The following is a 25,435-nucleotide window of genomic DNA, read 5'->3' as shown; positions in this document are numbered from 1 at the left end:
TTTTGACTGCTGAACAGGCCCGCGACCCAAGCGCCGTGGTACGTCTGAAACAGTGGTCAGAATTTCAGGCCGTCATGTCGGCAGGTTCTGTTGCACGCACGCCGCACTTTGTGCTGCACCAGTGGCAACCGTCTGCCAAAGCCTCTACAGGGTCTGGGTTTGAAGAAGCCCCGACCCTGTTTGTCGATGGCGTCTTGATGATGGGTGCGCTGACGCCCAAGCGTTGGGCCAAGCGCGCTGTCACGCGCAATTTAATTCGACGTCAAATCCATGCTGTTTCGCGTGACTTTGAAAAAGGCTTGATGCCCACCGCCTATGTGGTTCGGTTACGCGCAACATTTAACGCACAGAAGTTTGTCAGCGCGTCTTCGGATGTACTCAAGCAAACGGTGCGTGAAGAGCTCAAACAATTGTTTGGCAGAGTGAGTACACCATGATGCAGTCATTTTTAATGGCGTTGGTGCGTGGGTACCGCTTGTTCCTCAGTCCATGGCTGGGGTCATCGTGCCGATTTGAACCGACATGCTCTGTGTATTCGTTGCAAGCTTTAGAAGTTCATGGTGCTGCGCGTGGCAGCTATCTGACATTGCGTCGCTTAGCGCGTTGCCATCCTTGGTGTGTGGGTGGACATGACCCCGTACCTCCCGCTTTGTTTACCTCTTTGACCTCTTCCAACTCCGGAAAGAAAACTTCATGAATGACATTCGCCGCACCATTTTGTGGGTGATCTTTGGCTTCTCCATGGTCCTCCTGTGGGACCAATGGCAAGTTCACAACGGTCACAAAGCCACATTTTTCCCAACACCTGCGCAACAAGCGCAAGTGGCAGCAGCTTCAGCTGCCGCACCGCAAGCGGCGGGCGTACCAGCGGCTGTTGTGCCGCAAGGTACGGTGGCTGTGCCAGTGGTTGAAACACGCGCTGCCAGCAAAGAGTTGGTTCAAGTTGAAACCGATTTGTTCAAACTCAGCTTCGACACCGAAGGCGGCACGTTGGTCCGTGCCGAGTTGCTCAAGCATGAAGACGAGCAAAAGCCGGGTCACAAAATTGTGTTGTTGGACGACAGCAAAGACCGCATCTATACCGCACAAACGGGTCTGATAGCCAGCACCCCAGGCGTTGCATTGCCCACACACAAGACCTTGATGACCGTTCGCCCAGGCGCTCGCCAACTCAAAGACGGTGAGAACGAGTTGTCCATCACGTTTGAGTCGACTGCACAAGGCGGCGTGAAGTTGGTCAAGACCTACACCGTCAAGCGTGGCGCGTACGACATGGCTGTGAAACACGACATCGTGAACACGGGCACTCAAGACGTGGCACCGCAGTTGTATTTCCAATTGGTCCGCGATGGCAACAAGCCTGCAGGCGAGTCCTCGTTTTATTCCACCTTCACGGGCCCTGCGATTTACACAGAAGCTAAGAAGTACCAAAAGGTGGAGTTTGCCGACATCAAAAAGAAAAAAGTAGATGTTGAAAAACAAGCCAGCACCGGCTATATCGCCATGGTGCAGCACTACTTCGCGAGCGCATGGATCTTGCCTGATGGCATGAACCGTGACATCTCCATCGACGCGGTCGACATTGGTTCAACCATGGCCGATTGCTGCTACCGCGTGACGTTGATTGCGCCTTTGGACGCCATCAAACCAGGTCAAACCAAGAGCGTGGCCGCCACGTTCTATGCAGGCCCACAAGAAGAGAAAAAACTTGAAGCGCTCTACCCAGGCTTGGAGTTGGTCAAGGACTACGGTTGGTTGACCATTTTGGCCAAGCCCTTGTTCTGGTTGCTGCATCAGCTCAACAACATCTTGGGTAACTGGGGCTGGTCGATTGTCAGCTTGGTGGTTTTGCTCAAAGCGGCCTTCTACTGGTTGAACGCTCATGCGTACCAAAGCATGGCCAAGATGAAAGCCATCAATCCAAAAATCATGGAAATGCGCGAGCGTCTCAAAGACAACCCACAACAAATGCAAGTGGAGATGATGAAGATTTACCGCGAAGAGAAGGTCAACCCCATGGGCGGTTGCGTTCCTATTGCGTTGCAAATCCCCGTGTTCATTGCTTTGTACTGGGTGTTGTTGTCCACCGTTGAAATTCGCAACGCACCTTGGGTGGGTTGGATTCACGACTTGTCGGCACCAGACCCTTACTTCATCTTGCCGCTGTTCATGACATTGACAACGTTGCTGCAAACTGCATTGAACCCCGCACCACCGGACCCCATGCAAGCCAAGATGATGTGGATCATGCCGCTGGCTTTCAGCGTGATGTTCTTCTTCTTCCCTGCAGGCTTGGTCTTGTATTGGATCACCAACAACGTGTTGTCGATTGCACAGCAATGGCTCATCAACGTTCGTATGGGCGTGCCACCGCAATTCAACCTGCCTAAGTTCTAACGTAGAAACTTGGTCTATCAAAACCCCGCCTCCTTCATCGGTTGGCGGGTTTTTTTCTGGACAATCTAGCCATGCTTGCTCAACACGACGCCCCCATCATTGCCATTGCCACCGCACCCGGTCGAGGCGCCGTGGGCATTGTGCGCGTGAGCGGCAAAAACCTCGGCGCTTTGATTCAGGCTTTGTGTGGTCGCGGACTCAAACCGCGTGAGGCCACCTACATGCCGTTGCCAGATGAAACCGGCGCGCCCATAGACCATGTGCTGGCCTTGCATTTTCCAGGCCCGAACAGTTACACCGGCGAAGACGTGTTGGAGCTGCAAGCACATGGTGGTCCCGTGGTGCTGCAACTCATCTTGGCGCGTTGCCTGCGCGTCGCGGCTTCGTTGAACCAACAGGGCGTGCCTTTACTTGGCGGCTTACGTTTGGCGCAGCCCGGTGAATTTACCCAGCGTGCGTTTTTGAACCACAAGCTTGATTTAGCCCAAGCCGAAGCGGTGGCCGATTTGATTGATGCCAGTACCGAAGCGGCAGCCCGCGGTGCCAGCCGTTCGTTAGCGGGGGCGTTCTCCAACGAAATTCATCAGTTGCGTGATGCGCTCATCCACTTGCGCATGTTGGTTGAAGCCACGTTGGATTTTCCAGAAGAAGATATCGACTTTTTGAAGCAGGCCGACGCACAAGGGCAGCTCAACCGCTTGCAACACAACCTTGCGCGTGTGATGGCGCAAACCAAACAAGGCGCGCTGTTGCGCGAAGGCATCCGCGTGGTGATTGCCGGTCAGCCCAATGCTGGCAAAAGCTCGTTGCTCAATGCCTTGGCAGGCGCAGAGCTCGCCATCGTCACGCCGATTGCGGGCACCACGCGCGACGTGGTGCAGCAAACCATTCAAATTGATGGCGTACCTTTGCATGTGGTGGACACCGCCGGGTTGCGTGAGCATCCCGATGTGGACGAGGTCGAGCGCATTGGCATTGCCCGCGCATGGGAACAAATTGGTCAGGCCGATGCGGTGCTCTTTTTGCATGATCTGACGCGCAAAGACGATGCGGCTTACGCCGCCGCCGATCTACAAATCGAACAAACATTGCAAGGCAAATTAGACGCCCATGTGCCTGTTTTGCACCTCTGGAACAAGGCCGATGCCCAAAGCACGGCGGCAGCGCTGCCAACCCAAGCCACGCACCTCACCCTGTCGGCCAAGACAGGCGACGGCCTGCCCGCGCTGCGCCAACAACTGCTGCATCTGGTGGGTTGGCAAGGGGGCGGTGCCGAAGGCATGTTCATGGCCCGTGGGCGCCACGTACAAGCCCTGCACGAGGTGGATGAACACCTCATGTTGGCCAATGCCAGTCTCCAGGCCCAAGTGCCCGCACTGGACTTGTTGGCCGAAGAACTGCGCTTGAGCCAAAACGCACTCAACGCCATTACGGGTGAGTTCACCTCGGATGACTTATTGGGCGTGATCTTCTCCAGTTTTTGCATCGGCAAATAAGCCCACCCCACCGATAAAATGTGCGCATGACCCAAACCCATGCTCACGTCGCCAGCACTGCTGCGCAGGTGGACGACCAGCGCATTTTGCAGCTGGCCCATGACACCCTCACCATCGAGGCAGACGCAGTGCGGCACTTGCGCGAAGGCTTGTCGCCCTCATTCGTGCAAGCCGTGCGTGCAATCCTCAAAGTCACAGGCCGCGTGGTCGTGATGGGCATGGGCAAAAGCGGCCATGTGGGTCGCAAGATCACTGCGACCTTGGCGTCCACGGGCACTGCCGCAATGTTTGTGCATCCTGCCGAGGCTAGCCATGGCGATCTCGGCATGGTCAAAGATTCGGATTTGGTGATTGCCATTTCCAACAGCGGTGAAAGCGATGAACTCGCTGCCATCCTGCCCGTGCTCAAACGTCAAGGCGTTCCTCTGGTGGCGCTCACCGGTGGCGCGCAGTCCACGCTTGCCAGCCATGCGGACATCGTGCTCAACACAGGCGTGCTCAAAGAAGCCTGTCCACTCAACTTGGCGCCCACCGCCAGCACCACTGCACAAATGGCGATGGGCGACGCCTTGGCCGTTGCGCTGCTGGATGCGCGTGGTTTCAAGGCCGAAGACTTTGCCCGTTCACACCCCGGCGGCGCCTTGGGCCGCCGTTTGCTCACGCACGTGAGCGATGTGATGCGCAGCGGTGACGCCGTGCCAGGCGTGTTGCCCACAGCGACTTTCAGTGACTTGATGCGCGAAATGAGTGTCAAAGGTTTGGGCGCATCGGCCATCGTGGACGCGAACAAAAAAGTGTTGGGTATCTTCACCGATGGGGACTTGCGTCGCTTGATTGAAACAGGCACCGACATGCGTCAACTCACCGCGCAGCAAGTCATGCACGCCAACCCACGTACGGTGCGTTCAGGGGCATTGGCTGCTGAAGCCGCTGAGTTGATGGAGCTGCACCGCATCACCAGCGTTTTGGTGGTGGACGAGCAAGGCACCCTGTGCGGCGCGATCAACACCAACGATCTGATGCGCGCGAAAGTCATTTGATGAATACCTTTACCCCTGCACTGAATTTTGAACCCGCGCTGCTGTTGCGCGCACAAGGCATACGCATTGCATTTTTTGACGTGGATGGCGTGCTCACCGACGGCGGTTTGCTGTTTACCGAGAGCGGTGAAACGATCAAGCGGTTTTCTACCCTGGATGGCCATGGTTTGAAGATGCTGCAAAAAGTGGGCATCACAGCCGCAGTCATCACAGGTCGCGACAGTGCGCCTTTGCGTGCGCGCCTCAAGGCCTTGGGCATCACGCACGTGCGTTATGGCACTGAAGATAAAGCGCCCGCTGCGCAAGAAATTTTGAATGAGCTTGGCCTGGATTGGTCACAAGCCGCACACATGGGCGATGACTGGCCAGACTTGGCTGTTATGACACGCGCGGCTTTTGCTTGCGCACCCAGCAACGCACACATCGAAGCGAAAGCAGTTGCGCACTATGTGACGCAACGCGAAGGCGGGCACGGCGCTGCGCGCGAGTTTTGCGACTTGTTGCTGGTGGCCAGTGGCTGTTACGCTGAGTTGCTAAGAGGTTATCTCGCATGAGCACGGCCGCCCCTGTGTCGTTGGTGCTGCGCGTCCGCCGTGTGTGGGATCGCCTCGCTGTCTACCTGCCGCTGTTACTCATGGGCGTGATGGCCATGACCACCTACTGGCTCGTGCGCAACACGCCCACCATGAGTGAGCCAGAGCTTGAAGCCGCACCGCGCCATGTCCCTGACTATTTCATGCGAGATTTTTCAGTGAAGGTGTTTGGCGAAGATGGCAAACTCAAAAGCGAAATGGTGGGCATCGAAGGACGCCATTACCCCGATACCGACACCTTAGAAATCGACCAACCCCGCATCCGGATCTTGGGCGCAGAGGGTCGCATCACTACCGCCGTGGCTGCGCGTGGTCTTATCAATGCAGATGGCTCAGAGGCACAGTTGTTTGATAAAGCGGTTGTCATCCGTGAAGCCAGCACCAGCGCCCAAGGGGTGGTGACGCCACGAAGCGAATTGCAAAGTGATTTCTTGCACTTGTTTGCCAATACCGAACAAGTTCGTTCGCACTTGCCCGTTGTTTTGGTCCGTGGTGCCGGTGATCGATTTACTGCAGACGGCATGGACTACGACAATTTAGATCGTTTGATGCAGCTCACTGGACGTGTGCGCGGTACATTGCAACCACCCAAAGACAAAAAATAAGCGCATTCAAATGCCCATAAAAAAAGGCTCCCAAGGGAGCCTTTTGATTTGCAGTGAAGCAGATCGATTAGTAGCTGCTGCCACCACCGAAACCGCCACGACCACCGCCGCCGCCGCCTTCACGACGACCGCCGCCAGCACCGCCGCCGCCGTAGGGGCTACGGAAACCGCCGCCACCACCACCGCCGCCGCCTTCACGACCGCCACCACCGTAGCCGCCACCACCACCACCGAAACCGCCGGTGCGGGGAGGACGTGGCTCCATTGGGCGAGCTTCGTTCACCACGAGGCTACGACCACCCAAAGGGGCGCCGTTCATGCCTTCGACGGCTGCCAAAGCTTCGGCATCGCTGCCCATTTCGACGAAACCAAAACCTTTAGAGCGGCCAGTGTCGCGCTCCATCATGACCTTGGCGCTAGTCACAGAACCGAACTGTCCGAAAGACTGCTCAAGATCGCTGTCGCGTACCGAATACGGCAAATTGCCGACGTACAGTTTATTGCCCATGAAAGGGACTCCTTAAAACACAAAAACAAAGCGATGGAGTCCCGAACCGAAACTGACCGATCACCAAATACAACCTTGCCAATGACGAGCATTCACAAGGTTGCGACCATTATGGAGCACAAGTTACCTAAATAACCAAGCGTTTACCTGTATTTAACTGGATTCATACCCGAAAAACGACAAATCGTGCCGACTTACCAGCTGGCTTCTCTGTCTGGAGACGCTGTGATCTTGTGAATCGTCAAGTCGGCGCCTTCGAATTCTTCCTCTTGGCTCAAGCGCAAACCGAGCGTCATCTTCAGTACGCCGTACACCACAAAACCACCCATCAATGCCCACACCACACCGAGCGCTGTGCCCGCCAACTGCGCCGTGAGATTGACGCCGCCCAAACCACCGAGCGCTTGCGAGCCAAAAACGCCTGCGGCAATGCCGCCCCATGTGCCGCACAAGCCGTGCAAAGGCCACACACCCAACACATCGTCAATGCGCCACTTGTTTTGGGTGAGCGTGAACATCACCACAAAAATGCCACCTGCTACAGCGCCCACCACCAAGGCGCCCATGGGGTGCATCAAATCAGAGCCCGCGCACACCGCGACCAACCCCGCCAAGGGGCCGTTGTGTACAAAGCCTGGGTCGTTCTTGCCCGCAATCAGCGCTACCAAGGTGCCGCCCACCATGGCCATCAACGAGTTGACCGCCACGAGGCCAGAAATTTTGTCTAGGGTTTGTGCGCTCATCACGTTGAAGCCAAACCAGCCCACGATCAAAATCCATGCGCCCAAGGCGAGGAACGGAATGCTCGATGGTGGATGTGCAGAAATCGCACCGTCTTTGCGGTAGCGGTTGCTGCGTGCGCCGAGCAACAACACCGCAGGCAAAGCAATCCAGCCGCCCACGGCATGAACCACCACAGAGCCCGCAAAGTCGTGGAACTCATCACCGGTCAATTCTTTGAGCCACGCCTGAAAACCGAAATGCTGGTTCCAAGCAATGCCTTCAAAGAAGGGGTACACGAAGCCGACGATGACGGCGGTGGCAATCAGTTGTGGCCAAAACTTGGCGCGTTCCGCAATACCGCCTGAGATGATGGCGGGAATTGCCGCCGCAAATGTCAACAAGAAAAAGAACTTCACCAGCTCGTAGCCATTTTTGTCGGCCAGCGATTCGGCGCCGATCATGAAGCTTGCGCCATAAGCCACGCCGTAACCCACCACAAAGTAGGCAAGGGTGGATACGCAGAAGTCCACCAAAATCTTTACCAGTGCATTGACTTGGTTTTTGCGGCGAACGGTGCCCAGTTCTAAAAATGCGAAACCTGCATGCATGGCAAGCACCATGATGGCTCCGAGCAGAATGAACAAAGCATCTGCGCCCTGTTTGTGTGCGTCCATAAATTTATCCTTGGAAGGTTTGTTTTGTTTTGGTGCGTTTTTGCACCTATTTTTTCGTTTGCACCTGATGTAAGCAAAAAATGCACCAAATGGTGCGGAGATTTGAAAAGCGACGCGCGGTAGGATCGCTTCATGGAAGCTTTTTTGATCTCAACGGGCATCGTCGCCCTCGCCGAAATGGGCGACAAGACGCAACTTTTATCACTCGTGCTGGCCGCACGTTTTCGCAAGCCCTGGCCCATCGTGTGGGGTATTTTTGTGGCCACACTGGCCAATCACGCCTTGGCTGGCGGTTTGGGGGCGTGGGTCACCAGCCTGATGGGCCCGACGGTGTTGCGCTGGGTCTTGGGCGTGTCGTTCTTGGCCATGGCTGCGTGGATGTTGGTGCCTGACAAATTGGACGACGATGACGCAGATGTGCAGCCAAAGTTTGGTGTGTTTGGTACCACGGTCATTGCTTTCTTCTTGGCCGAGATGGGCGACAAAACACAAATTGCTACCGTGATGCTGGCAGCGGAATATCAGTCGTGGTTGTGGGTGGTGGCGGGCACGACGCTGGGCATGATGTTGGCCAACGCGCCGGTGGTGTGGTTTGGCGAGCGCATCACGCGTTTGGTGCCGCTTACTTGGGTGCATCGCATCAGCGCGGCGGTGTTTGTGGTGCTGGGACTGCTGGTGTTGTTTGGCGGCGAAGCGCCTGAGACGCATGGCAAACCACATGATGTGGCCGCACAAGCTGTTGCTCCTAGCGAGCCTGCATCGGCGGCTTTAGCCGCATCAAGCGCGCCATAAAAAAGCCAGTGCGTTTGAAGCACTGGCGCTGTTGGAGCCACAAGGCACGCAAAGTGCCTATTTGTTTTATTTGGCGATCACGCGCACCATCTCCAAACACTTGTTGGAGTAGCCCCATTCGTTGTCGTACCAGCTCACGATTTTGATGAAAGTGCCGTCCAAGGCCAAGCCTGCGTCGGCATCAAACACCGAGGTGCAAGGCTCGCCACGGAAGTCGGTGGACACCACTTTCTCGTCGGTGTAGCCCAACACGCCTTTCAATGCGCCCAAACTTTGCGCTTTCATCTCGGCACAAATTTCTTTGTATGTAGCTTCGCTGTTCAACTCTACGGTCAGGTCGACCACTGATACGTCAGACGTGGGCACGCGAAATGCCATGCCTGTGAGCTTGCCTTTGATTTCAGGAATCACAACGCCCACGGCCTTGGCCGCGCCGGTGCTGGAGGGAATGATGTTTTCCAAAATGCCGCGGCCACCGCGCCAGTCTTTGTTGCTCGGGCCATCCACTGTTTTTTGGGTGGCAGTGGTGGCATGCACGGTGGTCATCAGGCCGCGCTTGATGCCCCATTTGTCGTTCAACACTTTGGCCACAGGGGCCAAGCAGTTGGTGGTGCAGGACGCGTTGGAGATGATGGGTTGGCCTGCGTAAGTCGTGTGGTTCACGCCATACACAAACATGGGCGTGTCGTCTTTGGATGGGGCAGACAGCAACACCTTCTTGGCGCCTGCGGTCAAATGCTTTTCAGCCGTGGCTTGGTCGAGAAATAGACCTGTGGCTTCGACCACCACGTCTGCGCCGATGTCGTTCCACTTCAATGACGCTGGGTCGCGCTCTTGGGTGAGGCGAATCTTTTTGCCGTTGACGACCAAGTGGCCGTTGTCGACAGACACCTCGCCCTGGAAGCGGCCATGCACGCTGTCGAACTTAAGCATGTAAGCCAAGTAGTCAGGCTCTAACAGGTCGTTGATGCCGACGACTTCGATGTCGTGGAAGTTTTGAATGGCGGCGCGGAACACCATGCGTCCGATGCGGCCAAAGCCGTTGATGCCGATTTTGATGGTCATGTCAGTCTCCTTAGATGGCTCAATTCTATGAAACTTTGTTACATGATTCCACCGGAATTCATGTATTTTTTTTACCTAATGAAAAAAGCAGGCAAAGAAAAAGCGCCCGAAGGCGCTTATGTGTAGCAAGGTTTTAAAGAATTACTTCTTCTTCGCCACCACGCGAACCATTTCCAAGCACTGCTTGGCATAGCCCCATTCGTTGTCGTACCAAGCGACGATCTTGACGAAGCTCTTGTCCAGTGCGATGCCTGCGGTGGCATCAAACACGCTGGCGCATGGCTCACCACGGAAGTCGGTGGACACCACTTTTTCGTCGGTGTAACCCAGCACGCCTTGTAATGCGCCTTCGCTTTGTGCTTTCATTTCAGCGCAAATTTCGGCGTAGCTGGCATCGCTGTTGAGCTCCACGGTCAGGTCAATGACCGACACATCAGAGGTGGGCACGCGGAAGGCCATGCCGGTGATCTTGCCTTTGATTTCTGGAATCACCACGCCCACGGCTTTGGCAGCGCCGGTGCTCGATGGAATGATGTTTTCCAAAATGCCGCGACCGCCGCGCCAGTCTTTGCGCGAGGAGCCGTCTACCGTCATTTGGCTGGCAGTGGCTGCGTGCACCGTGGTCATCAAACCGCGCTTGATGCCCCATTTGTCGTTCAACACTTTGACCACAGGGGCCAAACAGTTGGTGGTGCAAGACGCGTTAGATACGATGGCTTCGCCCGCGTATTTCTTGTGGTTCACGCCGTACACGAACATGGGGATGCTGTCTTTAGACGGTGCCGAAATGACCACTTTCTTCGCGCCTGCAGCGATGTGCATTTGGCTGGTGGGTTCGGTCAAGTAGTGGCCCGTGCACTCCAGCACGGTGTGAACGCCCATCTCACCCCACTTGAGGTTGTGTGCGTCGCGCTCGTGAGAGAGTTTGATTTTTTTACCGTTGACGATGAGCGCGTCTTCGGTGTGCTCCACCGTGCCATCAAAGCGGCCGTGCACGCTGTCGTACTTGAGCATGTAAGCCAAGTAGTCTGCGGGCTTGGGGTCGTTGATGCCGACGATTTGGATGTCGGTGTAGCCGTGCTTGAGCGCAGCGCGCAAAGCCAAGCGACCGATACGGCCGAAACCGTTGATACCTAATTTGATGGTCATGTGAATGCCTCAGGAGAAAGTTAAAAACCTAGGTGGTTTAAGCCTGCTTTTGCAGCGCGGCTTGAACCGTGTCGGCCACGTTTTCAGGCGTGAAACCGAAGTGTTTGAACAAAACGGGTGCAGGTGCAGACTCGCCGTAGGTGTCGATGCCGACCACGGCGGACACGCCGTATTTCCACCAACCGTCGGTCGAGCCCATTTCCACCGCAATGCGCGGCACGCCTGAGGGCAGGACGGCTGATTTGTAAGCGGCGCTTTGACGGTCAAAGGTGGTGGTGCTGGGCACAGACACCACGCGCACGGCAATCTTGCGCTCGGCCAGCAAAGCTTGCGCTTTCATGGCCAGTTGCACTTCAGAGCCGGTGGCCAAGATGATCGCTTGTGCCTTTTTCTTGATGCCGACTTCGCTTGGCTCGGCCAGCACGTAAGCACCTTTGTTGATGGCGTCGAGGCCAGAGATATCGCCAGCAGCTTCGGTGGTTTTGGTGGCCACCACGTCGCCCTTGGGCAAGTAAGGCAGGTTTTGGCGGCTCAACAACAACGCGGTGGGCTTGTTTTTGTTTTGCAACGCCACGGCCCAAGCCACGGCGGTTTCAGCCGTGTCAGCGGGACGCCACACGTCGAGGTTAGGAATCAAGCGCAATGACGCTGCGTGTTCGATGGACTGGTGTGTAGGGCCGTCTTCGCCCAAACCGATGGAGTCGTGGGTGAACACATGGATGATGCGTTGCTTCATCAGCGCGGCCATGCGGATGGCGTTGCGCGAGTAGTCGCTGAAGGTCAGGAACGTGCCGCCGTAAGGGATGAAGCCGCCGTGCAAAGCCACGCCGTTCATGATGGCGGCCATTCCGAATTCGCGCACGCCGTAGTTGATGTGACGGCCGCCTTGGCCTGCTTCGTTCTTCACCACGTTGCCTGCCAAGTCAAAGCGCAGGTTGGGGGTGGATTTGGTGTTGGTCAGGTTGGAGCCGGTCAAGTCAGCGCTGCCACCCAAGAGCTCGGGCAAGGCGGCGGTGAAGGCTTCCAAGGCCAATTGGCTGGCCTTGCGGCTGGCCACGGTTTCGGCTTTGGTGTGGGCGCCGATGACGGTGTCGACCACGGTTTGTGCAAAGTTTTTGGGCAACTCGCCGGCCATGCGGCGCAGCAGTTCTTTGGCCAAGGCGGGGTGCGCGGCTTTGTAAGCGGCGAAAGCGGTTTTCCACTCGGCTTCTTGGGCCTTGCCTTTGGCAGCAGCGTTCCAGTCGGCGTACACCTCTTTGGGCATTTCGAAGGGCGCGTGGTTCCAGCCGATGGCGGCGCGGGTCAAGGCGATTTCGTCGGCGCCCAAGGGCTCGCCGTGGGCTTTGGCCGTGTCAGCGCGGTTGGGGCTGCCTTTGCCGATGCTGGTTTTGCACACGATCAAGGTGGGCTTGGTCGTACTCAGCTTGGCGCTGGCAATCGCTTGGCTCACCACAGCGGCGTCGTGGCCGTCGATGGGGCCAATGACTTGCCAGCCGTAAGACTTGAAGCGCTCAGGTGTGTTGTCAGCGAACCAAGGGGCCACTTGGCCGTCGATGGAAATGCCGTTGTCGTCGTACAAGGCGATGAGTTTGTTCAGCTTCCAAGCGCCTGCCAATGAGCACGCTTCGTGGCTGATGCCTTCCATCAAACAACCGTCGCCCATGAAGGCGTAGGTGTGGTGGTCGACGATGTCGTGCCCTTCGCGGTTGAACTCAGACGCCAACAGCTTTTCAGCCAGCGCCATGCCCACCGCGTTGGTGATGCCTTGGCCCAATGGGCCGGTCGTTGTCTCGATGCCAGGGGTCACGCCTACTTCGGGGTGGCCGGCGGTTTTGCTGTGCAATACGCGGAAGTTTTTCAACTCGTCCATGGGCAAGTCATAACCGGTGAGGTGCAGCAACGCGTAAATCAACATCGAGCCGTGGCCGTTGGACAACACAAAGCGGTCGCGGTTCAACCAATGGGGGTTCTTGGGGTTGTGACGCAGGTGGTCGCCCCACAAAGCGACAGCCATATCGGCCATGCCCATGGGCGCGCCGGGGTGTCCTGAGTTGGCTTGTTGTACAGCGTCCATTGCCAAGGCGCGAATTGCGCTGGCCATTTGTTGGGTGTTTGCCATGTCAGGCGGCTCCGGTGGGGTGTGAGGGAAAACCACGATTTTAGCGAGCCTGCCTACCGCTGGCTGACCACGCGTGACAGATGTTTCATAAATACCCAGCGGCAGGGCTGGCTACACTGCGGCGTGATGACAAAACACCTCATTTCAGCCCCTTCAACTTCGCCTGTTGGCTCTGCGTCAGGCCTTGCCACGGGCCTACTTTTGGCAGCAGGCCGCGGTGAGCGCATGCGTCCCCTCACCGATGCCACGCCTAAGCCGCTACTGCCCGTGCGCGGCCAACCCCTGATGCAATGGGCCATGCAAGGCCTGCAGCGCGGCGGCGTAGAAAACTTGGTCATCAACACGGCTTGGCTGGGCGAGCAAATTCCTCAGCACTTTGGTGATGTGTTTGACACCAACGGCCTTGCGCCCATGCATCTCCAATATTCGCAAGAAGGCGTGGACTTTGGCGGCGCATTGGAAACAGCAGGTGGCATTGCCCGTGCCTTGCCCCAGTTGGCAGATGTGTTTTGGGTGGCGGCGGGCGATGTGTTTGCCCCAGACTTTGTGTTTGCGCCTGAGGCCTATGCGCGCTTCACAGCCAGCCCTCAACTCGCTCACATTTGGCTGGTCCCTAATCCCGAACACAACCTAGGCGGCGACTTTGGTTTGTCTGCCGAGGGCTTGGCTTTGAATTTGCCGAAGTTAGCTGTCGCAACAACCGCTGATGCGCCTGTTGTTGCCGCTGCTGCAGCACGCCAAGAGATACCGCGCTACACCTTCAGCACCATCGCGCTTTACAAGCGTGCTTTCTTCGAAGCGGCTTGGTGTCCTATCCCCGCAGGAAATCCGGAAGGCGTGAAAGCCCCACTGGCCGCCATGTTGCGTGCCGCCATGGACAATGGAGCGGTAAGTGCGTCGCTCTTCAGTGGCGCGTGGACCGATGTGGGCACGCCCGAGCGATTGGCAGCGTTGAACGCTGCATCTGTCAGCTGACACGTCAACATCACTTTAAAACTGAACGCGCCATGACCCAAGCCTCTGCTTCTCTTTACGCCGCTCGCCGCGCCCGCTTGGCTGCACAGTTGGGCGACGGTGGCGTGGCCATCATCCCCACGGCCCCCGAGCACGCGCGTAACCGCGACAGCGATTTTCCGTACCGCCACGACAGCTACTTTTATTACCTGACGGGCTTCACCGAACCCAACGCTTGGCTGGTGCTCGACGCCACGGGGCGCAGCACGTTGTTTTGCCAACCCAAAGACTTGGAGCGCGAAATTTGGGACGGTTACCGTTTGGGGCCAGATGCCGCCGTTGCCTCGCTGTGCGTGAGTGCCGCTGTGTCAGTGGCCGAGCTGGACAAACAGCTGCCTAAATTGCTGGAGAACCAACACACGGTTTGGTATCCGTTTGCTACGCACAAAGGTTTGGAAACCCGTGTGGACGGTTGGCTCAATGCCGTGCGCGCCCGTGTGCGCTTTGGCGCGCAATGCCCCGCGCAACAGCGTGATGCCTGCGGCCCACTCGACGAAATGCGCCTTGTCAAAGACGCGTACGAGCAAGACGTGATGCGCCGTGCCAGCGCTATCAGCTCTCGCGCCCATATCCGTGCCATGCAAACCAGCGTGCGCATGTTGCGTGCGGGCCAAGACGTGCGCGAGTACCACTTGGACGCCGAGTTGCTGCATGAGTTCCGCATGCACGGCTCACAGTTTCCTGCCTACACCTCCATCGTGGCCGCGGGCGCCAATGCCTGCGTGTTGCACTACCGCGCCGACGCCGCGCCTGTGCGCGAAGGCGAGTTGGTGTTGATTGATGCAGGTTGCGAATTAGATGGCTATGCCTCCGACATCACCCGCACCTTCCCTGCCAATGGCAAATTCACAGGCCCGCAGCGCGACCTCTACAACTTGGTGCTCGCCAGCCAAGACGCGGCCGTGACTGCCACCAAAGTGGGCGCACGTTTTACCGACCCGCACGATGCGACCGTTCAAGTGTTGGCTCAGGGTTTGTTGGATCTCGGGCTGCTGAGCAAAGCCAAGCACGGCACCGCGCAAGACGTGATTGAAAAGCGTGCGTACTTTCCGTTTTACATGCACCGCACCAGCCACTGGTTGGGCATGGATGTGCACGACTGCGGAAGCTACGTGGAGCCGTCTGAACTGGGCCAAACCAGCGAGCGCAAAGACCCGCTGTCAGGCGAGACCATCGTCAACCGACCCAGTCGCATCTTGCGCGAGGGCATGGTGCTCACCATCGAACCGGGTCTCTATGTGCGACCTGCCGACGATGTGCCAGAGGCGTTTTGGAACATCGGCATTCGCATTGAGGACGATGCCATCGTGACAGCTGATGGCTGCGAACTCATCACGCGTGGTGTGCCTGTGATTGCTTCTGAAATTGAAGCGTTGATGCGCGGCTAATTTCTTTGGCGTGGCGGCCAAGGCAAACAAAACAACTGACCGCTTAAGTTTGCTTTTGCGAATAAGTAAAAACCATTGCCACTTGTGTAAGCACATCCACGCATAAAGCGCCTTAGTCACAGGCCTAAAATGAAATCACAAGCCAAGGCGGTGTGCTTTTGCAAAGCACAGCCGCCTTTTGCATAACAAGGAGATTTCTATGGGTTCCAACCACTCTCACAACAGCGCCGAGGCACGTGCCGAACTGCGCCGCGCCGCGCTCGAATACCACGAGTTCCCCACCCCAGGCAAAGTGGCGATTCACGCCACCAAGCAGCTGGTCAACCAACACGATTTGGCCCTGGCTTATTCGCCTGGCGTGGCCGCACCTTGCGAAGAAATCGTCAAAGACCCCAACAACGCCTTCAAGTACACCAGCCGCGGCAACTTGGTGGCCGTGATCACCAACGGCACCGCCGTGTTGGGCTTGGGTGACATCGGCCCACTGGCATCTAAGCCAGTGATGGAAGGCAAGGGCGTTCTGTTCAAGAAGTTTGCCGGCATCGATGTGTTCGACTTGGAAATTGACGAGAAAAACCTCGACAAGTTGGTCGACATCATTGCGTCGCTGGAACCCACGTTTGGCGGTATCAACCTCGAAGACATCAAGGCGCCCGACTGCTTCTACGTCGAGCGCAAGTTGCGCGAGCGCATGAAAATCCCAGTTTTCCACGATGACCAACACGGCACCGCCATCACCGTGGGCGCCGCCATTTTGAACGGCCTCAAGGTGGCTGGCAAAGACATCAAAACCGTCAAGCTCGTCACCTCGGGTGCGGGTGCTGCGGCTTTGGCTTGCTTGGGCTTGCTGCTCAAGATGGGTATGCCACGCAAAAACATTTATGTCACTGACTTGGCCGGTGTGGTCTATGAAGGCCGTACCGAGCTGATGGACGAAGACAAGATCCAATTCGCCCAAAAAACCGATGCGCGCACTTTGAGCGACATCATCGAAGGCGCGGACGTGTTCTTGGGCCTCTCCGCAGGTGGCGTGTTGAAGCCAGAGATGGTCAAGAAGATGGCGTCTAAGCCCATCATCATGGCCTTGGCCAACCCGAACCCTGAAATCACGCCTGAAGAAGTGAAGGCGGTGCGCGACGACGCCATCATCGCCACGGGTCGCAGCGACTATCACAACCAAGTGAACAACGTGCTGTGCTTCCCCTACATCTTCCGTGGTGCCTTGGATGCGGGTGCGTCCACCATCACCGACGAGATGGAAATTGCCGCGGTGTACGCCATTGCTGAGCTGGCGCAAGCCGAGCAAAGCGAAGTGGTGGCGGCGGCTTATGCGGGCGAGACCTTGGCCTTTGGCCCTGAGTACCTCATCCCCAAGCCGTTCGACCCACGCTTGATGATGAAGATCGCGCCTGCCGTGGCCAAAGCGGCTGCAGACAGTGGTGTGGCCACGCGCCCCATCAAAGACATGGAAGCCTACATTGAGAAGCTGCAAGGCTTTGTGTATGCCTCTGGCTCCATCATGAAGCCCATCTATGCCGCTGCCAAACGCGCCACCAAAAAGCGCGTGTGCTATGCCGAGGGCGAAGAAGAACGCGTGTTGCGCGCTGTGCAAATCGTGGTGGACGAGCGTTTGGCCAAGCCCACCTTGATTGGCCGCCCAGCCGTGATTGCCCAGCGCATTGAGAAATTCGGCTTGCGCCTGAAAGAAGGCGTGGACTATGACGTGGTCAACGTCGAGCAAGACCACCGCTACCGCGATTTCTGGCAAACCTATTACAAGATGACGGCTCGCAAAGGCGTGACCGAGCAGTTGGCCAAAATCGACATGCGTCGCCGTTTGTCGTTGATTGGCACCATGATGTTGCACAAAGGCGAGGTAGACGGCCTGATTTGCGGCACGTGGAGCACACCGCTGACCCATCTGAACTATGTGGACCAAGTGATTGGCCACCGCAAAGGCGTGAGCACCTACGCCGCCATGAACGGTTTGTTGTTGCCTGACCGCCAAGTGTTTTTGGTCGACACGCACATCAACTACGACCCCACGGCTGAGCAGTTGGCTGAAATCACGGTGATGGCGGCTGAAGAAATGCGTCGCTTTGGTATTCAGCCCAAAGCCGCTTTGCTGTCGCACTCCAACTTCGGCAGCAGCGATCAGCCCTCAGCCCTCAAAATGCGCGAAACCTTGGGCTTGGTTAAGAAAAAGGCACCTTGGCTTGAAATTGATGGAGAGATGCACGGTGACGTGGCCTTGGATGGCCATGTCCGCGAAGCTCAAATGCCTGACAGCTCTTTGATTGGCGATGCCAATTTGTTGGTGTTGCCCAATTTGGACTCCGCCAACATTGCCTACAACCTGCTGAAAACAGCGGCTGGCGGCAACATTGCCATTGGCCCCGTGTTGTTGGGTGCTGCCAAACCTGTGCACATCTTGACCGCGAGCACCACCGTGCGTCGCATCGTCAACATGACGGCCTTGACCGTGGCGGATGCCAGCGCGGTGCGTTAAGCGTTTTCCCTAGCCTAAATTAAGCTTTTTAGGTTAAATAACCCTTTAAGGGCCCCCCAGTAATGGGTGGGCCCTTGCTTTTTTGTTTCAATTCGAAGACACTTGCGCTTCCAATTTTCGGGTTAACCCGAACACGAAACGAATACTTATGCCATTGCGTACCGTCAAAACAAATATCGTCCAGTCCATCCGCGCATTCCGCGTGCCTGACTTGCAAGAGGCCGCCCAAGGCCTGGGCCACCACTTTCTGTATGTCAATTTGGCTCAAGCCCAAAGCAAGCAAGACATCTTGGACATCATCTCTAAAGAATTCAATCTGTCGGCTTCCGCCAGCAAAAACTTTGATTCTTTGTATGACGGCATGACCGATCCTCTGCACAAGTCTGGCCCACAGCCTGGCTTTATCTTGGTGTTGGAGCACATTCCTGCCCACGCCAAATTCGACAAAGAAGCCCGCGAACAGCTGTTGGACATCTTCCGCGAAGCCGCTGATTACTGGTCTGACCGCAAAGTGGCGTTCCGCTGCTTCTACTCGTTCTCTGTGGCGCGCGCACCTTCAGCTGAAAAAGCAGGCGTATCGCCCGAAGGCATCGAGTTGTTGGAAGAGGGCGAAAAAATGCCAACCGACAAGTTGGTAGACGTGTCGCCCATGGCTTTGCGCATGAGCAGCCCCTTCAACGCAGGCTACTGGCAAACAGCGGCTTAATTGGCAGGCCGCCTTTCAGGCGGCACCAAAAACAAAACCCGTCGCAGGTGACTGCTGACGGGTTTTTTGTTGGCGCTTCGGTCTTTACAGACGCTGCACCAACGCCACATATTCAGCCACCGGCACTTCTTCCGCACGGCGCTGCACATCAAATTGCCCCGCAAAGTTGCGCGCCTCTAGCCAGCGACCTAAGGTGTGACGCAACAGTTTGCGGCGCTGGCTAAAAGCTGTTTTCACCATTTCCTCCATCAACTTGACGTTGATTTGAGGCGGCTCAGCCAACGGCACCATGCGCACCACCGCGCTGTCTACGCGCGGGGGCGGGTCAAACGATTCAGGCGGCACAAACAACACGTTTTCCATGTCGTAACGCCATTGCAGCATCACACTCAGCCGGCTGTAGTCGCCGCTGCTGGGCGTGGCGACCATGCGGTCAATCACTTCTTTTTGCAGCATGAAGTGCTGGTCTTGCACCACGGCCACGTGTTCAAGCAGGTGGAACAGAATAGGCGACGAGATGTTGTACGGCAGGTTGCCCACCACGCGCAGTTTGGGCGCCTTCAAATCAGCGGCCAATTGGGTGAAGTTCACGCGCAGCACGTCGGACTCAATCACGTTCAGGTGCGGATGCTCGCGCAGGCGCACGGCCAAATCGCGGTCCAGCTCAATGACGTTGAGTTGACCCAAGCGCTCCACCAAAGGTTGTGTCAAGGCGGCCAGACCCGGGCCAATTTCGACCATGGGGTCGCCCGCTTGCGGGTTGATGGCATCCACGATGCCTTCAATGATGGCACCGTCGGTTAAGAAGTGTTGGCCGAAGCGCTTGCGTGCAATGTGTTTCAAAGTGGGCTCTGTTTATTGCGGTGCGTCGCGGTATTCCACATAGGCGCGGCCACGTACTTCTTGTGCCCACAACTGGTAGGTTTCATCAAACTTTTTCTCGCGCAGGTTGTTGCGCGCCATGTCACGCAGCTCGCGTTCGCTGATGGGGGCTTCACGGCGCTCCAGCACTTGAATCAGATGCACACCAAAGCGCGAGATGGTGGGATCAGCCATTTGGCCGGGTTGCAGTTTGTTCATGACCTCTTCAAACTCAGGCACAAACATGCCTGGCGAGACCCAGCCCAAGTCGCCGCCTTCTGGGCCGCTGCCGTCTTGCGAGTGTTCACGGGCAAGTTTGGCAAAGTCGGCTTTGCCCGCTTCGATTTGGCGTTTGTATTCAGCCAACTGCGCACGTGCCGTGGTTTGGCTGAGCTGGCCGCCTGGGCGCAGCAAGATGTGGCGGGGGTGGGTTTGTGTCACGGTGATCACACTGCTGGCACGTTTGGTGACCACCTTCAACACATGAAAGCCGGCACCTGAACGCACAAGCGTTGCATCGCCCACGTTCATATTTTTGATGGCATCCACAAACAGCGTTGGGTAACGGCTGGCAGCGCGCAAGCCCATCAAGCCGCCTTTGTCGCGCTCCGCACCGTCAGAAAATTCTTTGGCAACACGCGCCAAGTCATCGCCGCGCTTGACGTGTGCCAATGCGGTTTGGGCTTTGGTTTGAAGCGCGGCCACTTCTGCGTCGCTGGCTTTTTCTGGAATGGCAACCAAGACGTGGCCAAGTTCAATGTCGGGGTTGGTGCCCACGCTGGCGTTTTGACGCTCGCGAATCGCTTGGTCAATCTCCACATCGCTGACACGAATTCGGCTGGGGACATTGCGCTCGGTCAGGCGCTGCAGGGTGAGTTGTTCAAGCAGGTTTTGACGCAAACGCGCCACGCTGGAGCCTTCGGCTTTTACTTTTTTATGCAGGGCATCTACGCTGAGTTGGCTTTGCGCAGCCAAGCGTTGCTCGGCTTGCGTCACCGCCTCGTCTTCAACAGTGACGCCTGCTTCTTTGGCGTGTTGCAGCAAGGCTTTTTCAACAATCAAACGCTCCAAAGCGGCTTTGAGCAGCGCGTCCCCTTCGGGAACGGGGCGACCCTGTTGCTTGAGCTGGTCGCGCAACTGCGGCGCGCGCAAGGCCACGTCGTGGTTGGTGATGGGCACCGAGTCGACGACGGCCACAATGAAGTCGCGACCATTGACGGCGCTTTGCGCTGCGACAGACACTGTCCACGCCATCAAGGCCCACACAAGGTAAGAACGGGGTTTTGAAAAGAACATGGTCATCGTCAATCGTAATTGCCAAAACGGCTAGGGTTCATGGTCGGTTGGCGCAGGGGTTGGTAACGCGGCACGTTGTTGCGCAGCGAGCCCAGTGCGTTTGTGCCCACGCGCGACAGGCCCACAAACTCAAGTTGGAACAAGATGCGTTGACGGGCCAAACCGTCGGTAATTTGCAAACGTTCAATCACGGTGCGGCTGAGCCAACAGCCCGCATCGTATTCGAAGCCAATGACGGACTCGACCGCCTTCTTGTTCAGCATGTCGTAGTTCACACGTGCCACGCTGTACCAACGGCCTTCGCCCAAGCCGCGGCCTTGGCCATCGTCGCCGTCTGCGCCGCCCCACAGGTCGTGCAACGGCCATTGCCAGCCCACGTCTAACTGTTTGGACACGGGGTTGGCAGACTCGTCGTTTTCGGTTCGCAAGGCGGCATTGATGACGCGGTAAGAGCCGGGGTTGTAGCGTCCACCAACCACTCGGCGCATGAAGTTGCTGGTTTTGGGGTTGTACTGCACGGTGGAGTCCAGCGCCCAAGCGCGCGACAGGTTCAGGGTTGCGCCGGCCAAGATGTCGCTGATACCTGCCTTGGCGGTTGGGTCATCTGGCAGCGTGACCAGTTGCTCTTGCATGCGCAAGCGTTGGGCTACACCAAAGCGTGCGCCTTCGGCGCCTGTTTCAGGATCAATGAAGCGTGACGTGGCGCCCAAAGTGAGCAGCTTGCTGTCTGAAATGCGGTCATGCCCACCAAAGGCGTTCTCAGTGAAGATGCTGGCGAAGTTGAAGGCGTTGCTGCCCGAGTCGTAGTTCGGCAAGTAGTTTTGGTTGCGGTAAGGCGTGTGCACATAAAACACGCGAGGCTCTAGGGTTTGTATCCAGTTGCGGCTGAACAAACGCTTGTTGCGCTCAAAGGCCATGCCCGCATCTAAGCTGAAGGTTGGCACCGTCACGCTGGCGCTGGTTTGGCCTTGGTGGCCGTCGTAAAACGAGGTGTTGGGAAGGCCGCCATCAAACTGGTAGTTGCGGCCATGCAATTGCACTTTGGGTGTGACATAGCCATAAGGCGACACAAAGGGGCGGCTCAGTTGAACCCAGGACACGGCGCGATCGGCATTGGGGGCGCAGTTGTAAAACGACTTGCTGGTGCCGTTGGCCGTAGCGGCGGCACAGTCGATATCGCGGACAGATGAAAAACGCGTCAAATCACCGTCGACGCTGAAATCGAAGCCGCCCGTGACGTTGAATTTTTGTAGCCGCGCTGTGACCTGGGGCAAACGATCAAACGGTGGCGTGATGCGGTTGTTCACGTTGGCCAAGTCTTGCAGCGTTTGCCATTTTTGAGCGCGTATGCCTGTGCTGACAAAACCATCGGTCCAAGTGAGGCCTGCGTCACTGGACAACAAGCGTTGAATGCCGACGCCACTGCTGACCGAAAAGTCTTTCCAATAATCGTCGTCGCTCACGCGGTTGATGTTCAGGTTCATGCCCAGACCACCGCCTGCAAAGTAGGGGTTCAGCAGGCCCGTGTGCGCGTAATTCATGCTCCAGCGGCGCGAATCGTTGCGAATCTGGTCTTTCTCCATGTAGTCAAAGCGCATGATGCCTTGGAACGGAGGCTGTGGTGCCGCGCTTTCCATGTAGCGGAACTCGGTGCCTAAGTTGATGCCGCGTTTGCTCCAGTACGTCGGGGTCAAGGTCATGTCGCGGTTGGGCGCCAGGTTCCAATAGTACGGTTGGGTGTATTCCAAACCGCCAATGTTGTCGATGCCAATGCTGGGCGGTAGCAGGCCCGATTTGCGTTCGTCGTTCAGCGGAAACTCAACCTCTGGCACTGGCAAGATGGGGACACCTTTGAAGCGAACCGATGCGCCTTCCACCAAACCCACATTGCGATCGCTGTCGATGGAAATTTTGTCGCCTTTGAAGAACCAGTCTGGCATCCAGCCTGGCCCGGGCTTGCGTTGACAGGTGGTGAAACTGGCGTTGTGCATGACGGTGTGGGCAGGGTCCACAAAATCAATGCGGTCGGCGTTGCCGTAGGCGTTGTTTTTTAACAGGCGGTAGTTGGGTTGCGTGAAGAACCCTTCGAACGCATCCAAATGCAAATCAAGCGCTGGACCTTGGTACACGTTGCCCGACTGGTTGATGTACACATGGCCACGCGCTTGGGCGAGGTCGTTGACCTGGTCGTAATCAATTTTGTCGGCTTTGAGCAAAAGCTCGCCCCGACGCAACACCACTTGGCCTTCGAGCACAGTTTGTTGGCTGGTTCGCTCATTGAGCGTGTCGCTCTGTAAAAAGGTGGGCAATTGGCGGCGTGTTTCAGGCGACAGAGCTTCTTGCAGCAAGCTGCTCGGCTTCAAAACCAGCGACGGTGCATCGGCCGTTTGTGCCTGCACGCTGGCGTGACCGGCGAACATGCCCATCACCAGCCACGACAGGGCGCGAATTTGGCGGTGAAAATCAGGCAACAGCATGAAAACGGGAAAACCTTCAATGAAGCGACCCCTTGAGCAGCGTGCCCGAAAAGTCGGGGCGCCGAGGACCGTTTGTAGAATTTAGATTATCCATGAGCACACCCTCTATTTCCCAGCCTTCGGGCACATCCCTCCACGCGCCAATCGAATGGGCCCAGCCCGAGCGCCAAGTGGCCTTCCACCAGTGGCTAGACGCCCAAGCCAGCGCCCACGGCGTGCTGCCCGCCTCCGTGCGTGCCGCCTCGGCAGATGCCAGCTTTAGGCGCTATTTCCGTGTCGATACGGCCAATGGCTCGTGCATCGTCATGGACGCCCCGCCCGACAAAGAAAACTGTGAACCCTTTGTGCGCATTGCCCGCCTGATGCTGGACGCGGGCCTCTATGCCCCCCGCATCTTGGCGTGGGACGAGCCGCAGGGCTTCATGTTGCTGGACGACATTGGCTCGCAAACCATGATGGACGTGATCAACCGTGACGACCCACAAGCCAACCACGGCCTGTACATGCGCGCCGTTGATGCGCTGTTGACCTTGCAACAAAGCAGCCGCCCCGGCGTGTTGCCTGTCTATGACGAGGCCTTGTTGCAGCGCGAACTGTCACTGTTTCCCGATTGGTACCTCACCCAACACCGCAAGCTAGACATCGACAGCAGCCAGCGCCAGATGCTGGACAAAACCTTCCAAACCATCGTGCAACGCAACTTGGCCGCGCCCAGTGTGTACGTGCACCGCGATTTCATGCCGCGCAATTTGATGATGCCGCACGACCCCGCTGAACAACGCTTGGGCGTGCTCGACTTTCAAGATGCCGTCTATGGCCCTGTGACCTACGACATTGCCAGCCTCATGCGCGACGCGTTTTTGACGTGGGAAGAAGACGTGGTGTTGGACGTGACCATCCGCTACTGGGAACGCGCCCGCAAACTCGGCCTGATGGACTTTGACGGCTGGCACAACGACTTCGGCGCGTTTTACCGTGCCGTGGAGTGGATGGGCTTGCAACGTCATCTCAAAGTGGCGGGCATCTTTGCGCGTCTGACCCTGCGTGACGGCAAGCCCAAGTACTTGGCCGATGCGCCGCGTTTCATCAACTACATCCGCACCACAGCCAGTCGCTACAGCGAGCTCACGCCCTTGCTGCGCTTGATCGACAAGATTGAAGGCACAGAGCCCGCTATCAGCTTGGCCTTTCCCCGTTTGAACGGGCGCGGCTAAGGTGGCGCGCTTTTACTGCCCCCTGCCCTTGGTGGCTGGCCAAGTGGTCGACCTGCCGCCCACCGCCGCTCGCCATGTGCAAGTGCTGCGCATGCAGCCCGGCCACACACTGACTTTGTTCAACGGCGAGGGCGGCGAGTTCAGCGCCGAAGTGCAACACATGGGCCGCAGCGATGTCCGCGTGGTCGTGGGCGAGCACCGTGCCGTGGAATGCGAAGCCGTGTGCCAAGTGCACCTCGCGGTGGGCATGCCCGCCAACGAGCGCATGGATTGGCTGGTGGAAAAAGCCACCGAGTTGGGCGTGCGCCGCATCACTCCTTTGATGACCGAGCGCAGCGTGATTCGCCTGACGGGCGAGCGCGCCGAAAAGAAACAAGCCCATTGGCAAGCGGTGGCGGCGAGCGCGAGCGAGCAGTGCGGGCGCAACCGCGTGCCTGTGATTGACATGCCCGAGCGCTTAGATGCGTGGCTGATGCGTCAAACGGCGCAGGCGGATGTGGTGCATGGCGTGTTGTCGTTGAATGCGAGCACGCAGCCTTTGAACGCCTTGCGTGATGGCGCAGCGGCAAGTAGCAAGTCGTGGGTATTGCTCAATGGCCCAGAGGGCGGGTTGACCGATGCAGAAGATGCGGCTGCGCGAGCTAAGGGCTTCGTGGCGTTGAGCTTGGGCGAGCGGGTGCTACGTGCTGAAACGGCCGCTTTAGGTGCATTGGCCCTGCTGACTTTGGCATAGCCTGCGTGAGCCAAAGGCGACGGCCCTAGCTGCGCATAAGGCAGTGGGTGCGTCTGTCTTAAGCCGTTAACTCACC

Annotated in this window: 20 protein-coding genes and 2 pseudogenes; 14 read left to right on the top strand and 8 right to left on the bottom strand. The window is 57.4% G+C overall.

The features are described from left to right. Positions 1-2: 2 nt before the first annotated feature. The 7 genes from B9Z44_RS07365 to lptC all read left to right on the top strand — a co-directional run bounded on the left by B9Z44_RS07365 (position 3) and on the right by lptC (position 6,131). Positions 3-437 (top strand): ribonuclease P protein component, encoded by a 435-nt coding sequence (locus B9Z44_RS07365; protein WP_233246907.1) that lies wholly within the window; start codon positions 3-5, stop codon positions 435-437. Next, positions 434-697 (top strand): membrane protein insertion efficiency factor YidD, encoded by a 264-nt coding sequence (yidD, locus tag B9Z44_RS07360; protein WP_108359474.1) that lies wholly within the window; start codon positions 434-436, stop codon positions 695-697. Before B9Z44_RS07365 ends, yidD begins: the two co-directional genes overlap by 4 nt. After that, positions 694-2,397, top strand: a complete 1,704-nt coding sequence (gene yidC, locus B9Z44_RS07355) for a membrane protein insertase YidC (protein WP_108359473.1) — start codon at positions 694-696, stop codon at positions 2,395-2,397. Before yidD ends, yidC begins: the two co-directional genes overlap by 4 nt. A 71-nt stretch (positions 2,398-2,468) precedes the next feature. Next, a complete protein-coding gene (gene mnmE / locus B9Z44_RS07350) occupies positions 2,469-3,893 on the top strand; it encodes a tRNA uridine-5-carboxymethylaminomethyl(34) synthesis GTPase MnmE (RefSeq protein ID WP_108402848.1) in 1,425 nt (474 codons plus the stop codon). A gap of 26 nt (positions 3,894-3,919) precedes the next feature. Further along, positions 3,920-4,933 (top strand): KpsF/GutQ family sugar-phosphate isomerase, encoded by a 1,014-nt coding sequence (locus B9Z44_RS07345; protein ID WP_108402847.1) that lies wholly within the window; start codon positions 3,920-3,922, stop codon positions 4,931-4,933. Next, a complete protein-coding gene (locus tag B9Z44_RS07340) occupies positions 4,933-5,487 on the top strand; it encodes a KdsC family phosphatase (RefSeq protein WP_108402065.1) in 555 nt (184 codons plus the stop codon). Before B9Z44_RS07345 ends, B9Z44_RS07340 begins: the two co-directional genes overlap by 1 nt. Then, entirely contained in the window at positions 5,484-6,131 is a 648-nt protein-coding gene (gene lptC / locus B9Z44_RS07335; RefSeq protein WP_233246906.1) for an LPS export ABC transporter periplasmic protein LptC, read from the top strand. Before B9Z44_RS07340 ends, lptC begins: the two co-directional genes overlap by 4 nt. A 67-nt stretch (positions 6,132-6,198) precedes the next feature. On the opposite strand, the gene B9Z44_RS07330 is transcribed toward lptC, so the two are convergent. Both B9Z44_RS07330 and B9Z44_RS07325 read right to left on the bottom strand, forming a co-directional pair. Beyond that, positions 6,199-6,639, bottom strand: a complete 441-nt coding sequence (locus B9Z44_RS07330; protein ID WP_108359470.1) for an RNA recognition motif domain-containing protein — start codon at positions 6,637-6,639, stop codon at positions 6,199-6,201. Positions 6,640-6,833: 194 nt separating this feature from the next. Then, positions 6,834-8,036 (bottom strand): ammonium transporter, encoded by a 1,203-nt coding sequence (locus B9Z44_RS07325; RefSeq protein WP_108359469.1) that lies wholly within the window; start codon positions 8,034-8,036, stop codon positions 6,834-6,836. Between the two features lie 132 nt (positions 8,037-8,168). On the opposite strand from B9Z44_RS07325, the pseudogene B9Z44_RS07320 reads away from it, so the two are divergent. Then, positions 8,169-8,723: pseudogene (locus B9Z44_RS07320) on the top strand (TMEM165/GDT1 family protein); the annotation flags it as partial. A 171-nt stretch (positions 8,724-8,894) separates the two neighbouring features. Here B9Z44_RS07320 and gap (B9Z44_RS07315) read toward each other — a convergent pair. The 3 genes from gap (B9Z44_RS07315) to tkt form a co-directional block, all read right to left on the bottom strand. After that, complete coding sequence (gap, locus tag B9Z44_RS07315; RefSeq protein WP_108402063.1) at positions 8,895-9,893, bottom strand: type I glyceraldehyde-3-phosphate dehydrogenase; 999 nt, start codon at positions 9,891-9,893, stop codon at positions 8,895-8,897. A gap of 141 nt (positions 9,894-10,034) precedes the next feature. After that, the gene (gene gap, locus B9Z44_RS07310) at positions 10,035-11,042 is read right to left on the bottom strand and encodes a type I glyceraldehyde-3-phosphate dehydrogenase (RefSeq protein WP_108359466.1); all 1,008 of its coding nucleotides are present in this window, start codon (positions 11,040-11,042) and stop codon (positions 10,035-10,037) included. Between the two features lie 37 nt (positions 11,043-11,079). Continuing rightward, on the bottom strand, positions 11,080-13,161 hold the full coding sequence (gene tkt, locus B9Z44_RS07305) for a transketolase (protein WP_108359465.1): 2,082 nt from the start codon (positions 13,159-13,161) through the stop codon (positions 11,080-11,082). Between the two features lie 126 nt (positions 13,162-13,287). Between tkt and B9Z44_RS07300 the strand changes: the two genes are divergently transcribed. From B9Z44_RS07300 to B9Z44_RS07285, 4 genes and pseudogenes are all read left to right on the top strand, one after another. Beyond that, entirely contained in the window at positions 13,288-14,136 is an 849-nt protein-coding gene (locus B9Z44_RS07300; protein ID WP_108359464.1) for a nucleotidyltransferase family protein, read from the top strand. 32 nt (positions 14,137-14,168) lie between these two features. Then, on the top strand, positions 14,169-15,563 hold the full coding sequence (locus B9Z44_RS07295) for an aminopeptidase P N-terminal domain-containing protein (protein ID WP_108359463.1): 1,395 nt from the start codon (positions 14,169-14,171) through the stop codon (positions 15,561-15,563). A 199-nt stretch (positions 15,564-15,762) separates the two neighbouring features. Further along, complete coding sequence (locus B9Z44_RS07290; protein ID WP_108359462.1) at positions 15,763-18,072, top strand: NADP-dependent malic enzyme; 2,310 nt, start codon at positions 15,763-15,765, stop codon at positions 18,070-18,072. A 148-nt stretch (positions 18,073-18,220) separates the two neighbouring features. Further along, positions 18,221-18,610 (top strand): annotated as a pseudogene (locus B9Z44_RS07285) (barstar family protein); the annotation flags it as partial. Positions 18,611-18,862: 252 nt separating this feature from the next. On the opposite strand, the gene rsmA reads toward B9Z44_RS07285, so the two are convergent. Genes rsmA through B9Z44_RS07270 form a run of 3 tightly spaced genes read right to left on the bottom strand, consistent with a single transcriptional unit; the run spans position 18,863 to position 23,412 of the window. Then, positions 18,863-19,621, bottom strand: a complete 759-nt coding sequence (rsmA, locus tag B9Z44_RS07280; RefSeq protein ID WP_108402062.1) for a 16S rRNA (adenine(1518)-N(6)/adenine(1519)-N(6))-dimethyltransferase RsmA — start codon at positions 19,619-19,621, stop codon at positions 18,863-18,865. A 12-nt stretch (positions 19,622-19,633) separates the two neighbouring features. Continuing rightward, on the bottom strand, positions 19,634-20,935 hold the full coding sequence (locus B9Z44_RS07275; RefSeq protein WP_158268557.1) for a peptidylprolyl isomerase: 1,302 nt from the start codon (positions 20,933-20,935) through the stop codon (positions 19,634-19,636). 8 nt (positions 20,936-20,943) lie between these two features. Further along, positions 20,944-23,412 (bottom strand): LPS-assembly protein LptD, encoded by a 2,469-nt coding sequence (locus B9Z44_RS07270; protein WP_233246905.1) that lies wholly within the window; start codon positions 23,410-23,412, stop codon positions 20,944-20,946. Between the two features lie 92 nt (positions 23,413-23,504). Between B9Z44_RS07270 and B9Z44_RS07265 the strand changes: the two genes are divergently transcribed. Together B9Z44_RS07265 and B9Z44_RS07260 are read left to right on the top strand one after the other, a co-directional pair. Further along, positions 23,505-24,626 (top strand): aminoglycoside phosphotransferase family protein, encoded by a 1,122-nt coding sequence (locus tag B9Z44_RS07265; RefSeq protein WP_108402061.1) that lies wholly within the window; start codon positions 23,505-23,507, stop codon positions 24,624-24,626. 1 nt (position 24,627) lies between these two features. Further along, positions 24,628-25,359, top strand: a complete 732-nt coding sequence (locus B9Z44_RS07260) for a 16S rRNA (uracil(1498)-N(3))-methyltransferase (protein ID WP_108402060.1) — start codon at positions 24,628-24,630, stop codon at positions 25,357-25,359. The last annotated feature ends 76 nt before the right edge of the window (positions 25,360-25,435 follow it).

It is taken from the genome of Limnohabitans curvus (assembly GCF_003063475.1).
Classification (GTDB): Bacteria; Pseudomonadota; Gammaproteobacteria; order Burkholderiales; family Burkholderiaceae_C; genus Limnohabitans; species Limnohabitans curvus.
The sequence above is the reverse complement of the archived record's forward strand: the minus strand, read 5'-3'. Positions and strand labels throughout refer to the sequence as shown.